At 40.9% G+C, this 17,818-nt stretch carries 16 protein-coding genes and 1 pseudogene; 2 read left to right on the top strand and 15 right to left on the bottom strand.

Features of this window, described 5'->3' with window-relative positions:
* Positions 1-43 precede the first annotated feature (43 nt).
* The 5 genes and pseudogenes from V6B33_RS18970 to V6B33_RS18950 all read right to left on the bottom strand — a co-directional run bounded on the left by V6B33_RS18970 (position 44) and on the right by V6B33_RS18950 (position 4,678).
* A complete protein-coding gene (locus V6B33_RS18970) occupies positions 44-679 on the bottom strand; it encodes a lytic transglycosylase domain-containing protein (protein ID WP_334219252.1) in 636 nt (211 codons plus the stop codon).
* Positions 680-833: 154 nt separating this feature from the next.
* Positions 834-914 (bottom strand): annotated as a pseudogene (locus tag V6B33_RS18965) (YjcZ family sporulation protein); the annotation flags it as partial.
* A gap of 293 nt (positions 915-1,207) precedes the next feature.
* Positions 1,208-2,740 (bottom strand): glycine betaine uptake BCCT transporter, encoded by a 1,533-nt coding sequence (locus V6B33_RS18960; protein ID WP_334219251.1) that lies wholly within the window; start codon positions 2,738-2,740, stop codon positions 1,208-1,210.
* Between the two features lie 257 nt (positions 2,741-2,997).
* Positions 2,998-3,591, bottom strand: a complete 594-nt coding sequence (locus V6B33_RS18955; RefSeq protein WP_334219250.1) for a 3D domain-containing protein — start codon at positions 3,589-3,591, stop codon at positions 2,998-3,000.
* Positions 3,592-3,865: 274 nt separating this feature from the next.
* Complete coding sequence (locus tag V6B33_RS18950; protein WP_334219249.1) at positions 3,866-4,678, bottom strand: LysM peptidoglycan-binding and 3D domain-containing protein; 813 nt, start codon at positions 4,676-4,678, stop codon at positions 3,866-3,868.
* 345 nt (positions 4,679-5,023) lie between these two features.
* On the opposite strand from V6B33_RS18950, the gene V6B33_RS18945 reads away from it, so the two are divergent.
* Complete coding sequence (locus V6B33_RS18945) at positions 5,024-5,179, top strand: hypothetical protein (RefSeq protein ID WP_334219248.1); 156 nt, start codon at positions 5,024-5,026, stop codon at positions 5,177-5,179.
* Positions 5,180-5,226: 47 nt separating this feature from the next.
* Here V6B33_RS18945 and map read toward each other — a convergent pair whose 3' ends face one another.
* The 5 genes from map to V6B33_RS18920 all read right to left on the bottom strand — a co-directional run bounded on the left by map (position 5,227) and on the right by V6B33_RS18920 (position 11,024).
* Complete coding sequence (map, locus tag V6B33_RS18940) at positions 5,227-5,970, bottom strand: type I methionyl aminopeptidase (RefSeq protein WP_334219247.1); 744 nt, start codon at positions 5,968-5,970, stop codon at positions 5,227-5,229.
* A gap of 162 nt (positions 5,971-6,132) precedes the next feature.
* Positions 6,133-6,786 (bottom strand): type 1 glutamine amidotransferase domain-containing protein, encoded by a 654-nt coding sequence (locus V6B33_RS18935; protein ID WP_334219246.1) that lies wholly within the window; start codon positions 6,784-6,786, stop codon positions 6,133-6,135.
* A 202-nt stretch (positions 6,787-6,988) separates the two neighbouring features.
* Complete coding sequence (locus V6B33_RS18930) at positions 6,989-9,151, bottom strand: DNA topoisomerase III (protein WP_334219245.1); 2,163 nt, start codon at positions 9,149-9,151, stop codon at positions 6,989-6,991.
* A 165-nt stretch (positions 9,152-9,316) separates the two neighbouring features.
* A complete protein-coding gene (locus V6B33_RS18925) occupies positions 9,317-9,757 on the bottom strand; it encodes a DUF6376 family protein (protein ID WP_334219244.1) in 441 nt (146 codons plus the stop codon).
* Between the two features lie 169 nt (positions 9,758-9,926).
* Positions 9,927-11,024: a M24 family metallopeptidase gene (locus tag V6B33_RS18920; RefSeq protein ID WP_334219243.1), complete on the bottom strand. Its 1,098-nt coding sequence runs from the start codon at positions 11,022-11,024 to the stop codon at positions 9,927-9,929.
* 265 nt (positions 11,025-11,289) lie between these two features.
* Here V6B33_RS18920 and V6B33_RS18915 point away from each other — a divergent pair, with 265 nt between their 5' ends.
* Positions 11,290-11,385, top strand: a complete 96-nt coding sequence (locus tag V6B33_RS18915; protein WP_224874344.1) for a putative holin-like toxin — start codon at positions 11,290-11,292, stop codon at positions 11,383-11,385.
* Between the two features lie 350 nt (positions 11,386-11,735).
* On the opposite strand, the gene V6B33_RS18910 is transcribed toward V6B33_RS18915, so the two are convergent.
* From V6B33_RS18910 to glpK, 5 genes are all read right to left on the bottom strand, one after another.
* A complete protein-coding gene (locus V6B33_RS18910; protein ID WP_334219242.1) occupies positions 11,736-12,164 on the bottom strand; it encodes a DUF4064 domain-containing protein in 429 nt (142 codons plus the stop codon).
* A gap of 402 nt (positions 12,165-12,566) precedes the next feature.
* Positions 12,567-13,409 (bottom strand): SDR family oxidoreductase, encoded by an 843-nt coding sequence (locus V6B33_RS18905; protein WP_334219241.1) that lies wholly within the window; start codon positions 13,407-13,409, stop codon positions 12,567-12,569.
* 259 nt (positions 13,410-13,668) lie between these two features.
* Positions 13,669-14,214, bottom strand: coding sequence for a hypothetical protein (locus V6B33_RS18900; protein WP_334219240.1), 546 nt, complete (start codon positions 14,212-14,214; stop codon positions 13,669-13,671).
* Positions 14,215-14,460: 246 nt separating this feature from the next.
* Positions 14,461-16,122 (bottom strand): glycerol-3-phosphate dehydrogenase/oxidase, encoded by a 1,662-nt coding sequence (locus V6B33_RS18895; RefSeq protein WP_334219239.1) that lies wholly within the window; start codon positions 16,120-16,122, stop codon positions 14,461-14,463.
* A 201-nt stretch (positions 16,123-16,323) separates the two neighbouring features.
* Entirely contained in the window at positions 16,324-17,814 is a 1,491-nt protein-coding gene (gene glpK / locus V6B33_RS18890; protein ID WP_334219238.1) for a glycerol kinase GlpK, read from the bottom strand.
* Between the last annotated feature and the right edge of the window lie 4 nt (positions 17,815-17,818).

The raw sequence follows: 17,818 nt of genomic DNA, 5'->3' as shown, positions 1-17,818 counted from the left end.
AACCGTATTTCGTGCCGGTTCCCTATTACTAGTTATAAGGTTGTTATTGGTTATCATTTTCTGTTGATTTCTCGATATATCTTTCAGCAAAATATAAGACATCATCGACATATTCAGTGCTGTGATTATAAGAGTAAACAGCTTGTTCGATCTCGCCGTTTGCTGCGCCATTGTGAGCAAGATAGTTTGCCGCACTGAAAACGGCATCTTCAATTTGGAAAGGATCGGCCAAGCCATCACCATTGGCGTCAACCCCGTAACCTCCGTACTTTTCAATAGCCTTGGGATCGGTCTTCTGCTCTTCTGGTATGTCCCCTTTGCCAAGATCACCGCATGTCGGGTGAGACCAGCCCACGAAAGTACATGGCATGAACTGCATATGCCCTTCCGCACCTACAGGTGAAATGAGTGATTTCATAGTGGAGAACTTTGTTTCTACGCGATGGTGAGCCGCTAATAAATTCCAAGGCACTCCGTATTCTTTTTCAGCTGCTTTGTAAATGGGTATATATTGCGGTGGCACCTCTTCTTCTCCAAACAGTGATAGTTTGTTGGGATTGGGCAGATCGTTCGCTGCAAAATATATTGTCAATATAACAAAAGGGATCAAAAGTATTTTAAATAGTGAGGCGTGCTTATTTTTTTTCATTGTCTTCTTCTTTTTCGGTTTAGGTGACATATAGCCACGCCTCCTTTCATAATGATGATTCCCTTTAGTATTTTAATATGAGCAGTCCTTAAATTCAATCGTATAAATTGTGGACAACCCAAAAAAAATGACCCGATTGAGTCACGTCTGTACTCTTCGGATCATTCATATTGAATTTTTTTTATTAGTAAACAAACGCTGCTCCAACGATAATTAACAAAATGAATAGAACCACGATTAAAGCAAAGCCGCCAGCGTATCCGCCTCCGCCGTAACCACATCCATATCCAGGGTATCCGTATCCACCATACATAATCAGTCACCTCCAGTTATCTAACTACGATATTAATGTATGTATAGGACAAATTGTAGGTTAATTAAAATCATTTTTACTGTGGGGGATTCTTCTTGATTTGTAACGGAAATCCTTCTATATAAGGATTTATACAGGCTATCATACTCAATAAATGGTGAAAACGTCCAGATGTACATTCTTGCATTCGCCCTATGATGAAATAAAAAAAACGCCCAGACGTTGAATGTCTGGACGCAGTTGACTTATTGAATTTTCTCATTAGGATGTGTTTTCTTTCTTGGTTTCGGTTTAATGTATAATCCAAGTTCCTTTTTCTCGTGATTCAATGATTTGTATAACGAGACCATCATGAGTGCCATAATGATTGAGAATGGAAGTGCTGCAACAATGAGTGCATTTTGCAAAGCCTGCAATCCCCCGCTGTATAATAGAATCAATGCAACGGTTGATTGTGCGATGCCCCAAGTTAATTTTACATAGTTTGGAGGAGTTAATGACCCATATGTCGTTTGCATTCCAAGAACGAATGTTGCTGAATCTGCTGAAGTGATGAAAAAAGTTCCAATCAGTGTTATCGCCACAACAGACAATATTGTAGACCATTCAAAGCTGTTAAATACGGCAAAAAGTACTTCTTCTGTTGCAAATTGAGTTAGATCGGTTCCAGCCTGTTGTACCTCGACAGCAGATGTTCCGAATGCTGCAAACCAAAGGAAGCTGACAAGAGCAGGAAGCAGGAGTACCCCGATCAAAAATTCACGGATCGTTCTTCCTCGCGATACACGTGCAATAAAGATCCCGACGAATGGGGACCAGGAAATCCACCATGCCCAATAGAAGATTGTCCACCCATTGATCCAGCCTCGATGCTCTTCGTTCAATGGAGCGATTCGAAAGCTCATTGCAGCGATATTCTGAATATACGCACCGATCGTATCCGTGAACATATTCAAGATCAACAGTGTAGGGCCGATAAAGAATACCAGGATGAATAATCCGATTGCAAGTACCATATTTGCATTGGATAAATATTTGATACCCTTGCTTAATCCGGACCATGCAGAAATCATGAACAAAACAGTGACAATCGCAATAATGATGAACTGTACTGTGAAGTTATTCGGTATCCCGAATAGATAGGATAGCCCTCCGTTAATTTGTGCAGCGCCGAATCCGAGCGTCGTGGCAACGCCGACTACCGTTGCAAAAACAGCAAGGACATCAATGACCGTTCCCAGCAGTCCATCCACCTTGTCACCAAAAATGGGTCTGAGCGTTGCAGAAATCAATCCTGGCTCATCTTTACGGAATTTATAGTATGCAAGGGCTAACGCTACGATTGCATAAATGGCCCAGGCATGTACTCCCCAATGGAAGAACGTATAGCGCATTGCTTCTTTAACGGCTTGATTGGTACCGCCTTCTGCAAGCGGCGGTGTCATAAAGTGAGAAAGCGGCTCTGCCGCCCCCCAGAATACAAGGCCAATCCCCATTCCGGCACTGAATAACATGGCAAACCATGTACCTTTGGTGTATTCCGGTTTTTCATCAGGTTTCCCCAATTTAATTGTCCCTATGGGGCTAAAGATAAGGAATACACAGAAAATCACAATTACGGTTACTAATATTAAATAATACCACCCAAATGTAGAGGTAATGAATGTCTGCATTTTAGCGGTTACGTCTTCAAAAGATTTTGGAGCGATGACTCCATAGGCTACAGCTGCTGCAACCAGCACAACTGTAATCCAGAAAACATTTGAAATTCTCTTCATAAATATCTCCTTTCTGATTTATGTATTTGTAAATATTCTGCGGATCGTAGTAACAGAAATAGGCCCATTTTCTTATTCCCTGTTTTCCGCCTTTGAAACCAACATTTGTTACCCTATCAAAAAAAAGGTTGGATTTGCAAGCGATATGCCTTAATTTAGACTAGTATTTGCCTTAACAGCGTTTTCATTCCATTTAGTTTCAATTAAAAAATAGAATGTGAAAAGACGTTCCCCTGGAAAGAGAACGTCTTTATTGTCTATTCTTCTATTATTTTCACTTTTACATCCCTTACTCCGTATTGAAGAGCATCTGATTCATGCTCCATATATATGTCGATTCGATTTCCTCGGATGGCGCCGCCTGTATCTTCTGCATGTGCATAACCGTACCCTTCGATGTAAACCTTCGATCCTAATGGAATGACATCCGGGTCGACCGCTATGACTCTTGCCTCAGGATTGGCGATTAAGTCCACCCCGGTCTTTGTAATGCCGATACAACCTTCACAATATGCAGTATAAGCAGTGGCTGTAACATTTACTTCTTTGATTACATTATCTTTTTTCTCTTCTTTTTCAGGTTTTACAGTTGCTGCAGTCTTTACACCTTCATCCTGTGGTTTTTCACCGTTCACAGTCACACCCTGTTCCAGCAATTCCTGGCGGGTAACTACTTCTTCAATGGAAATATGATAACGTTTGGCAATTTCCCAAAGGATATCGCCTTTTTCTATATTATGATAATCATTTAGAGCTTTTTCAGTCTTAACGTCTGATTCTGCAGATGCAGAAGATAATCCGATTGAAAGAATCACTGTGAAGGAAAAAATGGAAAATAAAACTTTTTTCATATTGTCAAATTCCTCCTTTTGTGGTTTGTGAATGAAACCAACAAAAGAAATGGTAACATAGACATGCTTCAGCCATATATCAAACTGTTTATAATCGAGTAACAATTAGATGACACAGTTGTAACAGTAGGGAATATTGATAGTTTTCAATCAACAGTTCTGGAAGTCAATCCAAGATCTGTTTAGAGAGGAAATTATATAAGAGTATGGTTTAGTTGGTGAGCATTAAAAAGCCTCACTAGGAGAAGATTCCTAATGAGGCGATCCATATAAATTATTTTGTTTCAAGAACTTGAACATTTACTGTTTTTCTGCCGAAATCAACCGCTTGGTCTTTTGAAGGGATGAATACATCAATCTTGTTTCCTTGGATTGCTCCGCCAGTGTCTTCAGCAGTTGCATATCCATAACCTTCAACATATACTTTAGATCCAAGTGGGATTACATCCGGATCCACTGCGATTACTTTTGCGTCAGGATTTTCTTTAAGGTCAACACCTGTAGCAGTGACTCCTGAACAGCCTTCACAATCAGCCGTATATGCAGTTGCTTCAACTGTAAGTTCTTTTACTACTGCGTCCTGCTCTTCATGAGCATCCGCTTGTACCGGCTCTGCAGCAGGCTCTTCAGCTTCTGGAGCTACTTCCGGTGTCTCTTCCGGTGCAGGCACTGGTGCAGCCTCTTCTTGCTCAGAAGTATTTGCAGGAGTTGAAGTTGCTTTTTTATCATCCAGGTTGATCAATAATTCTTGACCAGGCACGATCAGGTCACTTTCCAGTGCATTCCATCCGAGAAGGCTGTCCACTGAAACGCCATAGTTTGAAGAGATTCCCCAAAGTGTATCGCCTTTTTTTACTGTATAATATTCTTTAGAAGATACTTTGAGTTCCTGATCAGGATATATAATATCGGAACCTAAGTTGTTCCATGTTTTAAGTTGATCAATACTTGTACCATATTCCTTCGCCAGTCCCCAAAGCGTATCTCCCTTTTTGACTTCGATTTCTTGAGCTGAAGCGCTAGCTCCACCAGATACTGCCAGAGTAGTGAATGCAGCAACAGAAATAATCGATTTTTTTAGTTTCATAGAAAAATTCCTCCTTATGTAGCTAGCGATATATTTTTTTGCTAACAGGGAAAATACTAACACAGTAAAATCTCAATACAATAACAAGGAAATTATAAACATGCGTCAAGAATATTTCACATCTGTAATATTAAGCGTTTTCTTGTATAAAATATCATTTGGAGGAATATTAAGCCAATTATTAAAGCAAATAATGGTTTGTGAGGATGAATTTAGATGTCCGGAATAGTAGAAACGGAGAACAGACAATGAAAAAACTACTCAGTTTTCTCTCTTAACATCTTTTTATTTTCCATATATACTAATAGCAACAACGGAAACTGAAGTGGAGGCTCAAGACCAATAATGGAAAACCATAATGAGAAAATCGTACTTTACAAAGACGAGCCGGATGAAAATGCCGGACGATGTGAATGTGGAAATAATATATTTAAATCAAGAGTGCTCGATGGGAAATTCTATCGAAAGTGTCAGGAGTGCGGTAAAACGAAAATCGTATAAGAGCTAAAAGAGGGACGGACCATTTAAATGGTCCGTCCCTCTCTGATTTACTTTGTTAAAATAATTGGTTCCTCTTTGGTGATGATAATGGTGTGTTCAATTTGGGCGACGAGGCTTTTGTCAGGTGTGACGTATGTCCATCCGTCGCCCTTTTCGATCACATTTTGAGCTCTTCTTGAAATGAATGGTTCAAAGGCAATGACCATGCCTTCTTTCAAAAGACCGTTATCCCAGGGATCGAAGTAATTGAGAATATGATCCGGTTTTTCGTGAAGTGACTTTCCTACACCGTGGCCTGTGAGGTTTTTAATAACCGTGAAGCCATTTTTTTTGGCTTCATTATGAACGGCTTTTCCTATACCATTCAGTTTTGATCCCGCCTTCGCTTTACGAAGACCTGCTTCGAAGGATTTCAAGGCGGCTTCGCACAAGCTTGTCAGTTGCGGATCTCCCTCACCTGCCACAAACGAAATGCCAGTGTCGGCATAATAACCGTTTTTGGAACCTGATACATCAATGTTTACAAGGTCACCTTCCTGAATGATCCTCTCTCCCGGTATACCGTGAGCAACTTCTTCATTTACACTGATGCAAGTATACCCAGGGAAGTCATATTCTCCTTTTGGTCCAGAAATGGATCCGTTATCTTCAAACATTTTTCCTGCTATCTCATCAAGTTCTTTTGTGGTGATCCCGGGTTTTGTTCTTGACCTCAATTCGTCACGGATGGCTGCGACGATGCGGCCGATTTCCTTCAACGCTTGTAAATCTTCGTCTGTTTTGACTATCATATTATCTTCCTTCTCTTTATGAATTTCATCTTCTCTTACTATACCGAAACCATTTCATTTTTTAAAGTGGAAGGTGTCGTTCAGCATAGCCAGTCCCCTGTATTTTAATGAAAAAAAGCCAAGGAGAAATGTCTCCTTTGGCTTTCTATGTTTATAAGTATACTATACCACTTTCACGAAAGCTTCTGCGGTAGACTGACTGGATTGAGGATTCTGGCCGGTTACAAACTTTCCGTCCGTTATCACATGGTCACTCCATGCGTCTGACTTCTCGAATTGTGCACCCTGTTCACGCAGTTTTGTTTCTAACAGAAACGGCATTAATGAATCGAGGCCAGTCTGCTGTTCTTCTTCGTTCGTAAATCCTGTAAGGCTAATTCCGTCAACCAGCCATTTTCCGTTTGATAATTTGGTGCCCACAAAGCCTGCCGGACCATGGCATACAGCTCCGATTGCTTTATGATTTTCAGCGAAATGTGAAAGTGCCTGTTGGAGTGCTGTGCTATCCGGCAAATCAAACATTGTTCCATGTCCGCCAGGAAGGAAGATGCCGCTGTATTCATTTACGTTCAATTGGGAGAGTACCAATGTCTGATCCAATTCCTTCGTGATTCCCTTCCAGGTTTCCACGTTTTCATCATCCAAGCTGTTCGCGTCAAGAGGTATTCTTCCTCCTTTGAGGCTAGCTACATCTACTACAAAGCCCTGATTTTTAAACTCGGCATAGGGTTCTGCGAATTCTGATAACCAAAGACCAGTTTCGTGTTCATCGTCAATTTTACTTGAATTTGTTAACACCATTAAGATTTTTTTCAATTTATACCCTCCAGTATTTAATCACTTCTTCTGTGTACATATTTGTTTTATCCGTTCTGAGGAAGATTAAACGTTTAATTGATGTTAGCTGCTTTGAATCATTTCAGATGCAGATCGGAAAGCGATAAGAAAAAACAGCGGCTCATTCTGATGAATCGCTGTTTTGCAAGGCAGATAGACAGTATTATATAGATTAACCGCTTTAATTCACATCAAATAAAAACTGTATTTTCTTTTGATTCTGGTCCCACCCAAGGTAAGCGGAAAACTGTTTTTCCCCTTTTTTAAAACCATCGATTCGGTCTGATTTTCCATCTTTCAACACTTTTTTTACAATTGTACCGGTAATCTTTTTTGAAAGGATCGTTTTAGAGATCGTAAAACTGCATTTTGTTTTTTGGTAGTTGGAACAGCCATAGAACTTGCCCTTATCTAAGACTTTGCCTCCGCATTTCAAGCAGGTACCGAGGCTTGCTTTGCTGCCGCGTTTTCCTTTTTTTCCAGGTATGCGCTGGATGGTTTCAGTATCAAGATCGCTAAAATCCCAGGATTCTGCTTCACGCAATGCATTCTGAATAAGTGAATGACTTAATTTCTTCACTTGTTCCATAAACTCCGGGGCAGATGCTTTCCCTTTTCCGATTTGTTGAAGGCGCTGCTCCCATTTTGCAGTCATTTCAGCTGATGCGAGTACATTTTCTCCAATTGCACGTATGAGTACCTTTGCTTTATCAGTCGGAAAAACGATATTTTTCTGGATGTCAATATAGTGGCGGTCTTTAAGCATTGTAATGATTCCCGCCCTTGTCGCTTCTGTGCCGAGTCCTTCCGTTTGCTTAAGGACCTTCTCGAGTTCATCATTATCCATGAATTTCCCAGCGGTTTTCATCAAGGTGATCAATTGTCCTTCGGTATATCTCTTTGGCGGCTGTGTCTTTCCTTCCTTGACGTGCACTTTTTTTACGATGCCTTGATCATTTTCCTTTACAGGAGGGAGAAGCGGCTCATTTTCTTTGTCATTCTCAACGATTATCTTTCTCCAGCCTTCCTGCAGAATCTGTTTTCCCTTTGATACAAAGTCTGCACGTCCATCCACCTGAGTGATGATCGTTGTATAGTTTAAAATGGCCTTTTCGTGATGAGCAGCAATGAATCTCTTGAGGATGACATCGTAAATTTTCTTCTCGTCCGGAGATAAAGAGGCTGGATCGGTCACTTGCTCCGTCGGAATGATCGCATAGTGATCCGATACTTTAGCATCATTTACATATCGTTTATTATTCATCAGACTGCTTTGGGGTACTGGGATCCATTTGTTGTAAGGAGCAAATTCCTTTATTTTTTCCAGAATGCCGGGAAATGTCTCCGCTTCTCCTTTTGTCACGTATTGTGAGTCAGACCGGGGATACGATACAATTCCTTTCTGGTATAGTTTCTGCAGTACATCAAGAGTCTTTTTAGGAGAAAATTTATACATTTTATTGACAGTCGCCTGCAAGGATGAAAGATTAAACAGCAACGGAGGTGAAAATTCCTTTTTTTCGGTTTTCGCCTCTTTGATGTGCGCATGTTTATTTTCGCAGAATGAAGCGATTTTCCTGGCGAGAGCTTCCTTGTTAATCCGGCTTTCACCGTCTTTTTGCCATGTACCTTCGTATGTATGCTTATCTATTTGAAATTCTGCCTTCACTTCCCAAAATGCTTCACTTTTGAACTGCTGGATTTCTTCATCACGTTTGACGATCAGAGCAAGCGTGGGAGTCTGCACCCGGCCAGCGGAAAATACATCCGACATGCCCTGCTTTTTCAATAGTATACTGTACGCCCTTGATGCATTCATACCCACAAGCCAATCGGCGCAGGCACGTGAATAGGCTTCATAATAAAGGCTGCGCAATTCTTCTTCTTCCCGCAAGGAATGAAAGCCATTGATGATTGCTTTTTCAGTCAGTGAAGATATCCAAAGTCTCTTCATCGGCTTTTGTACCCCGGACATAGAAATGATATTTCGGATGATCAATTCCCCTTCACGTCCCGCGTCACCTGCATGTATGATTTCTGTTACGTCTTTATTATGAAGCAGTTGTTTAATAATCGAAAATTGTTTGGCTTTCGCCCTTGATAGTTCATACTGAAATCTGGAAGGGATGATGGGAAGGTCATCTACCGACCATTTCTTCCATTTGCCATCATACTTCTCAGGAGCCTGCAGACCAAACAGATGTCCGACTGCCCATGTGACATAAGCCCCTTTCGGGAACGTTTCGTTCGGTTGTATTTCTATGAAACCCTGTTTCTTTCGATGAGGAAATGGTTTTGCTAAAGTGGCCCCTTGATCAGGTTTTTCGGCTATCACAACTTTCATCGAATATCTCCTGTCTATACCATTATTTCTTTCATTATATCACGTTTTTCGAACTGTTGTTCTGCAAAATGATCTATATTCTTGCAAAAGATGTTGAAACTTAATAGGTCCTATAAAAGAAAAAAGTGCTTCAAATGAGAGAGCACCTGAAACACTTTTTAATTGTTATTGACCTAAGTTCTCAAGGTTACCTTTGATTTGCTGAAGTTGATTAAAGGTTTGTACAATTTCCAGATTTTGAAGCTCGGTCAATTGTATGTCCCCTTTGTCGATTTGTATCTGAGCCTGTTCGATACTGTTCAGTGCTTTATCGTTATATTTCTCTACTTTCGTATGAAGATCTTCAGCGAGGGATGGAGGCGTCAGATCATTTATTTCTTCTATTTCCGTTTTCATCTCATTCAGTCTGTCTTCCAATTGAGGGATGGCCGAAGTATCCGCAGCAGCATTCTCCACTAATGCAGGAAAGTCATTGGCAAATTTTTCGGCTTCGTTTAAGTAATCCGTCATTTCTTCAACGTAGGTTAGACTGTTATTTGCTTCCTCTAATATCCCGCAGCCGGAAAGCAGAAATAGTGAAAATAGTAAAATGATGAATTTTTTCATGTACACTCTCCTTTTTTGGATTTCAGTACTATATACGATCAGGATCCCATAAAAGTTTCATTTCTTTTTTCTGTTAAGACAGCTGGTGTTTCTCTGCCTTAATTAAAGCTGCCTCTGATATATACTGAAAAACTTGAAAAGAGCTGATATTTCATCAGCTCTTTCCATGTTATTCGATAATCTGAAGTTCTTTAGGATATTTGGTCAATGTCTCGTAACCGTCTTCTGTAATGAGGACATCGTCTTCTATTCTGACTCCTCCTATTTCAGGGATATAAATGCCCGGCTCGATCGTATAGGTCATACCCTTTTTCAGGATGCCGTCATTCAAGTGGCTCATGGAAGGGAATTCATGAACATTAATACCCAGCCCGTGACCGATGCGGTGAGGAAAATAATTGCCGTATCCTGCTTCGGTGATGATATCACGGGCAATTTGATCCAAGTCCCCGATCCGGGTACCTGGCTTGCTTGCTTCAAGAGATGCCAGTTCTGCTTGGAGTACCGTCTCGTAGATTTCCCTTTGCTTATCAGAAACTGATTTGTACGCAAAAGTACGTGTGATATCTGAGGTATAGCCTTCAAGGACCACTCCGAGATCAAAAAGTACAAAGTCTCCCGTTTTAAGCTTCCTTTCACCAGGATTCCCGTGAGGATCCCCTGCCTTTTCACCGAACAATACCATTGTAGAAAAGGACATTTCACGGATCCCTTTTTTCTTCAGTTCGTATTCGATCTTAGCGAGAACTTCCATTTCCGTGACGCCTTCCTGGAGTGCATGAACGCCTACCTCCACTCCGAAGTCTGCCATTTGAGCGGCACGGCGCATGATTTCAATTTCTTTCTTATCTTTGATCAATCGCATTTCATTTAACTTGTCTTCAGCATTTACGACCTCTGCATTGTCAAAGATGGATAGGAATGATTCACTTCGCCCATATGTCAGGACGTCTTTTTCAAGCGCGACTTTATTTCCAGTCAAACCTCGTTTTGCAATGGCTTGTTTAATAAAATCCCATGGATTTTCATGGTCGGAATAGCCGATCACTTCATCTTTCCATCCAGCTTCCTTTACTTGTCGAGCTTCCATTCCAGGAAGGACCACAAATGGATCCGCATCTGGGAAAACGAACAGCCCCATTAGACGTTCGTGAGGGTCTGTTAGGAAATTTGTTAAATAAAATACATTTTCTGTTGAATTAATAAACGCTGCTTCAATACTTTCTTCTTTCAACCATAGTTTGAGTTGTTCTAATCGCTGTTGCATTTTTGGTTCCTCCTTGATACCGCTTTTAATATGTAATCGTTTTAAATGAGCATATTCATGCTAACATATTTTCCTCTGCCAGTGAAATCATCTAAATCGGGAAAGAAATGTTGAAATAAAAAACACCCTGCTGTTTTTTTGCGAGGGTGGTGCTTTTTCTACCTCTTGCCTATAAAGAGTCGGACCTATGTATGCTATAATTTGGATACACAGCAGATGTTGGGTGGGAGTGGCCACTTCCTGGGTAAAGGAGGTGGTGCCTATAGTGACAACGTATGAGGCTTTGACGCTAATGATAACGTTTAGCTCTTTAATCGTCTCCATCATTGCCATTGTTATTTCGAATGACAATAAGAAATAACCCCACCCTCTTTAAGCGCCTAAACTTGGAAGGGCAGAGTTATTTCCTTTCTTTATTGGGCCACTGCTTTCCTTGCAGTTGCTGTGTGGCAGGAGACATCGGCTGCAACCGGTGTCTCTTTGTTATTAGTTATGCTCTACTTTTAAGATAGTATAGAAGAAGATTAAAATCAAGTTGTAATCTTGAAAGGTTTTTTTCGATATATCACAAGCTTATGTTTTTGATAATGCATTTATTATGAGGGCGTTTAAGGTCAAATCCTTCCTATATACGTGAATAATTTTTCGTAAATGACAAAGAGCTTAGAGGCATGATCTCTAAGCTCTTTCCATTCGGCAGTCTCATGGTCATCAGTAAACGGTTTCGCTCGGTTTAGGCTTGCGGACAAAAGCCATGATTCCCGCGATTAAAAATAATAAACCGGGAATGAAACCGAATCCGATTGTGCCGACACCAATCACCAGTGCTGCAATAATAAACATAATCCCTGAAAGGACAGGTTTTCTGTTTTTTACGATTGTAAGAACGGCGATCAGCCCGAAAATGGAAGCGATGATGCCGATTACAATTAAATACCAACCCATAGTTTCAGCCATGCCCAGAATAAATGACGTATCCTGAGTTGTCATCGCAGGGTCACTTTCCATCATTTGCTGCATTTCATCCATTATGGCGGGGTCACCCAAACTCATATTCGTCGCAATCCCGATGATGGAAAACAATGCGGATAAAACGATTCCTATGATTCCCATCACTACTTCTCCTGTTCTTTTAACCATTATTAATCTCTCCTTCGCTTAATCGTACTTTACAATTATATTGAATGTATTTAAACATAGCACTTCATTGTATGTATAGTAAATCCTTCATTAATCAATTTCCCTTGGTTAACTGTTAGTAAACGTTTGTCTTGAATACATAGAGCGGAAGCCACTTTCCGTTCCATTCAATCTCCCCTCCCCTGTATAGGTAATAGAAAAACCTGCCCTTCATTTCTTCATGCTGAAATGAAAAATATTTCTCCCTGGATTATTCGTTTTTTTTACAATTTTCTCCTTCTCTTGAGATGAATTTCTATTTTTCAGAATACTTTCTGATAATCAAAGAAGTTGAAAGTAATCATAAGTGCCATCATAAATCAAATTTGGAAGTCAACGCCGATAATGGGGGTTAGAGGAAATTCACATGTTTAGTTTTCTTCTAATCATTTTCTCTAACATTCCCCATGGAAGAATGCTTTTTATGTAAATCATTCCCCTTGTTCCTTTCCCTGCAGGAATTCTGAATGCGGTTTTATTACCAACAGCAATTTCGCCAACAAGTGCGGCAATTTCAGCAGGATCACCTAATCGATCCCGGCCATTTTCCAATTCTGTTTCAATTCTCTTCAAATATGTATAATATGGGGATTCTTTATCTAGAGATCGAGTTGCTACTTTCATTCCTGATGTCCAGATATTTGTTTTATATGATCCTGGTTCAATCAGAAATACATCAATTCCAAACGGTTTAAGCTCAAATCGAAGACTTTCGCTATACCCTTCCAGTGCATGTTTCGAGGCCGCATAGGGACTCAAACCAGGAAACCCAAACCGTCCACTGATACTGCTCATGTTGAGGATCTTCCCGTACCCCTGTTGCCTCATAAAAGGTAATACGGCTTGGGTGACAGCCATCACCCCGAATACATTGGTTTCAAATTGTTCCCTGAATTCTTCGATGCTCACTTCTTCAGCAAAACCGCCGAGTGCATATCCTGCATTGTTCAGAAGAAGATCAATGGAAGAATACTTTGTAAGTCCTTCTTTGAAATCGTGGATGGATGTTTCCGAAGTTACATCTAATTGCATAATGGTAATATGTCGATCTGTTTCTCGTAATTTAGCTGTTTTCACTAGTTTTTCAGCTTTCCTAGTGTCACGCATCGTTGCCAGGACATGATAACCCTTACATGCTAGCTCAATAGAACATAGTAATCCAAATCCCCTATTGGCACCAGTGACAATGGCCGTTTTTTTATCCAATGAGCAACCCCCCATTCACTTTCTTATACTATAGCAGATGTGGATGGATACATAGAAAAAAGACGGCTTCATCCCATTGAAGCCGTCAAAGTCGAGGATATGGTGTCAATTTCATTTACAAGTATACGAAATTTCTTTCCCGAATATCAAATACACTATAATGCCGTTAATGCTTCTCTGCTTAAATGTACAAAAGTGTATGGTCGTTTCCGCACGCATTCATATATTTATATAATTTTAAGCATAACGTAAAGAAGCCTTATTTCGCAGGCGCACTTGCGAGCATCTCACCTGCATTGCTATAAAATGTCACTAATGGTACACTGAGCTGTCCTCCATAGGGTTCTACATGGATAAAGTAAGGCTGTTCGTCTAATTGTACTTTCTTAAAATCAATATTATTACGAAATTGAAAGTATTCTGCTCCACTGTCCTTAACATTTCCATAAACGATAAATTGTCCGTTATTCAAAAAACTCGATCCCAGTAATTGGTGTTTTGCTTCCTGGATTCTTACCAATTCATAAAAGGGAAACAAATCTGTTTTTATATAGTAAGCAATGCCAATTTTATCGTTCTTCCCTTTTTGGGTATATAAGAGCACATGCTGATCCCCGATCTTTCTTTGTAGAACGACGGTGGCTTTATTTTGATTATTTGTCTTGAATTCTTCTAAGTGTGAAGCGAGATTTTCTTTTGTTGTAAGATGGTCTCGTTTTTCGATAAGATTCACCAGAAGTGTGCTGATAACAGTGCTTACTATTACGATAACCATAACCTTTGGAAGGCTTCTTGATATTTTCACTTCATTCCCCCTCATTCAACGTTTTTATACACTTATTCCCTGAGAATCGTAAATACCTGTTTTTGATAACAGTCCCTTGCCGTTTTGTTGTCACGCAAATAATCCAATTCTATTTTAGGCGCAGTGTTTTTCCTTGTTTTCCCATTATAGATAGCAAATTCAAGGATAGTACATTGTTTTTGAAGACAAATGACCATACTTATACATAAAAAATCAGCAGGGACTGTTCCTGCTGATTTTTTATCTTTACTGTTGATCCACCGGCACCACAGCATTCTTTAACTCTTTTTTCAATTCCATTGTGTACGCTGCTTTTTGGTCGGTATTCCAATTCAACAGTTTAGCCATGATGTCTATGGCGGGTTCGTGCCATTTCTCAACCCATTCTCGGTCAAAGAACATTGCACCTGTTCTCCGGATGAAGAAGTCAACCGGCGCAGCGGCCATTTCTTCTTGGATTGAATAAATGAGCTGTGCATATAACGTCACCGGGACGATTCGCTCTTCGGAAGTACCGCTGTATGCATGGGCAAGTTTGAACAGTTGATCGACATTGGATCCGTACATGTTTGCAAGTTCTCGCCCCTCTACTTCTGTCAGACCATATTGCAAGGCTTCTTTGGCTTTTTGTTCGATGAAAGCAGGCAGGTTTTTCGATCCTCCGACATGTCCTCCGGAAATTGGCATCTTCTTTGTAGAAGAATCAGGGAATTTCTTTTTCGCTTCCTGTTTCAACCGTGTGGATACCAGGTTGACAACCGTTTCTGCCATTTTACGATATCCTGTCAGTTTTCCACCCGCTATGGTGATCAGTCCGCTCTCCCCTTCCCAGATTTCATCTTTTCGGGAAATTTCAGAAGGATCTTTCCCTTTTTCAAAAATGAGCGGGCGTATTCCGGCCCAGCTTGATTCAACATCGTCTTTTGACACGTTAACGTCCGGGAACATATAACGAATCGCATCAAGAATGTAGTCTCTATCTTCTGCCGTCATTTGCGGCTCAGCCTTGTTTTTATCATAGAAGGTATCTGTCGTCCCCACGTATGCTTTTCCGTTCCTTGGAATTGCAAACACCATTCTTCCGTCTTGTGTGTCAAAGTAGACCGCCTGCTGCAAAGGGAATTTGCTTTGATCTATGACGATGTGCACTCCTTTTGTAAGGCGCAGCTGCTTATTGTTGGTACTGTAATCTTTTCCACGGACTTCATCCACCCATGGCCCTGCGGCATTGACGATTTTTGTCCCGCGGATTTGTAAGGTGTCCCCATCAATGAGGTCTTCTGCTTCGATTCCGACTGCTTTTTTGTTTTCATATAGGAATCGCTGTGATTTAGTATAATTAATGGCTGTTGCTCCGTGTGTGATCGCTTCTTTCATGACTTCGATCGTCAGTCGTGCATCATCCGTTCTATATTCAACGTAATAACCTCCGCCTCTCAATCCATCCTTCTTAACAAGGGGTTCTTTGGAAAGGGTCTCCGCTGCAGAAAGCATGGAACGTCTTTCCCCTTTTTTGACACCTGCAAGATAATCGTACACTTTTAACCCGATGGATGTGCTGAATTTGCCAAATGAACCGCCCTTATGTAATGGAAGGAGCATCCATTCGGGAGTGGTTACGTGAGGCCCATTTTCGTAGACGATTTCACGTTCTTTCCCTACTTCGGCAACCATCTTTACTTCAAACTGTTTTAAATATCGCAATCCGCCATGTACGAGTTTCGTGGATCTGCTGGATGTTCCGGCAGCAAAATCCTGCATCTCGACAAGGGCAACCTTCATTCCGCGCTTAGAGGCGTCAAGGGCAATACCGGCACCAGTAATACCACCGCCAATGACGATCAGGTCATAGTTCTGAGAGCTTAATTGTTTTTTTATTTCCTGTCTTGAAGTACTTGAAAACGCCATATTGTAAGTCCTCCCATGCATCAATTGTATTCGAATTTAGTGAATTCTATATCAGTTTATAAATTTCTCCATAGTAAGTGTATATCCATAAAAAAAGAGACCAAAACTATCACTATGGATTTACAGATCCATAATGCAGTTTGGTCTCTCTGGGTCTCTTACCGATTTATTAACTTAAATTAATTATATCATACTATTTCTTTATTTAAAAGCCATCGCTGCTTTTACGGCTTTCTTCCATCCAGCGTAAAGTTCTTCCTGGTCCTCTTCAGACATTTTTGGTTCGAATTCTTTGTCTTTGTTCCATTGTTTAGAGATTTCTTCCCGGTCTTTCCAATATCCTACAGCAAGTCCAGCCAAATATGCAGCACCGAGTGCCGTCGTCTCGCTGATGACGGACCGTTCAACCGGTACATTCAACAGGTCACTCTGGAATTGCATCAGGAAATCATTTTTTACAACTCCCCCGTCTACGCGGAGTTTTTTCAATGCAATGCCTGAATCAGCTTCCATCGCTTTAAGGACATCTTTCGTCTGATAAGCTAAAGATTCTAATGTTGCACGTACGAAATGTTCTTTAGACGTACCTCGAGTCAAACCGAATACCGAGCCTCTTACATCACTGTCCCAATAAGGTGTGCCGAGTCCTACAAACGCAGGGACAACATATACACCATCGGTCGATTCCACTCTTTCAGCATATTGTTGACTGTCTTTGGCATCTTTCAGCATTCGAAGTCCGTCACGCAGCCACTGGATAGCGGAACCGGCTACGAATATACTTCCTTCCAATGCATATTCAACCTTTCCGTCAATTCCCCAAGCAAGTGTCGTCAGCAGCCCATTGTCGGATTTAACTGCTTTATCACCAGTATTCATAAGCATGAAACAGCCCGTCCCATACGTATTTTTACCCATCCCTTTTTCAAAGCATGCCTGTCCGAACAAAGCAGCCTGTTGATCTCCTGCAGCTCCTGCAATCGGAATCTCCTGGCCAAAGAAATGGTGTGGTACGGTTTTCGCGTACACTTCCGAGGATGGACGGACTTCTGGCAGCATAGACCGGGGAACACCGAGAATATCAAGAAGCTCATTATCCCATTCTAAATCATGAATATTGTACATCAACGTTCTTGAAGCATTCGAGTAGTCTGTAACATGTGCCTTTCCGCCGGACATTTTCCAAATCAGCCAAGTATCGATTGTGCCGAACAGAAGCTTGCCGTTTTCCGCTTTCTCACGAGCCCCCTCGACATGATCAAGGATCCACTTCACTTTCGTTCCTGAGAAGTAAGCATCGATCAATAAACCGGTTTTGTCCCGGAACGTATCATCATGGCCATTTGACTTCAATTCTTCACAGATGTCAGAAGTCTGTCTTGATTGCCAAACGATGGCATGATAGATAGGGGTGCCGGTTTCTTTATCCCAGACAACGGTCGTTTCGCGTTGGTTAGTGATACCGATTCCTTCTACTTGCTCCGGTTTAACATTTGATTCTGATAAAACGGTTGCAATCACCGATAAAATGGACCCCCAGATTTCATTTGCATTATGTTCCACCCATCCCGGTTTAGGAAAGTGCTGTGTGAATTCTTTTTGACTTGTGTGGACGATCTCACCATTTTTATTAAATAGAATGGCTCTTGAACTTGTTGTTCCCTGATCTAATGATAAAATATATTTCTCCATTATG

Source organism: Mangrovibacillus sp. Mu-81 (genome assembly GCF_036867415.1).
GTDB lineage: Bacteria > Bacillota > Bacilli > Bacillales > Bacillaceae_B > Rossellomorea.
This window is presented reverse-complemented; position numbering and strand designations above follow the sequence as displayed.

Bases quoted from the DNA above. Each gene is read 5' to 3' on its own strand.
- V6B33_RS18970 (WP_334219252.1), bottom strand. From the start codon at position 679: ATGTCACCTAAACCGAAAAAGAAGAAGACAATGAAAAAAAATAAGCAC.
- V6B33_RS18960 (WP_334219251.1), bottom strand. From the start codon at position 2,740: ATGAAGAGAATTTCAAATGTTTTCTGGATTACAGTTGTGCTGGTTGCA.
- V6B33_RS18955 (WP_334219250.1), bottom strand. From the start codon at position 3,591: ATGAAAAAAGTTTTATTTTCCATTTTTTCCTTCACAGTGATTCTTTCA.
- V6B33_RS18950 (WP_334219249.1), bottom strand. From the start codon at position 4,678: ATGAAACTAAAAAAATCGATTATTTCTGTTGCTGCATTCACTACTCTG.
- V6B33_RS18945 (WP_334219248.1), top strand. From the start codon at position 5,024: ATGGAAAACCATAATGAGAAAATCGTACTTTACAAAGACGAGCCGGAT.
- map (WP_334219247.1), bottom strand. From the start codon at position 5,970: ATGATAGTCAAAACAGACGAAGATTTACAAGCGTTGAAGGAAATCGGC.
- V6B33_RS18930 (WP_334219245.1), bottom strand. From the start codon at position 9,151: ATGAAAGTTGTGATAGCCGAAAAACCTGATCAAGGGGCCACTTTAGCA.
- V6B33_RS18925 (WP_334219244.1), bottom strand. From the start codon at position 9,757: ATGAAAAAATTCATCATTTTACTATTTTCACTATTTCTGCTTTCCGGC.
- V6B33_RS18920 (WP_334219243.1), bottom strand. From the start codon at position 11,024: ATGCAACAGCGATTAGAACAACTCAAACTATGGTTGAAAGAAGAAAGT.
- V6B33_RS18910 (WP_334219242.1), bottom strand. From the start codon at position 12,164: ATGGTTAAAAGAACAGGAGAAGTAGTGATGGGAATCATAGGAATCGTT.
- V6B33_RS18895 (WP_334219239.1), bottom strand. From the start codon at position 16,122: ATGGCGTTTTCAAGTACTTCAAGACAGGAAATAAAAAAACAATTAAGC.
- glpK (WP_334219238.1), bottom strand. From the start codon at position 17,814: ATGGAGAAATATATTTTATCATTAGATCAGGGAACAACAAGTTCAAGA.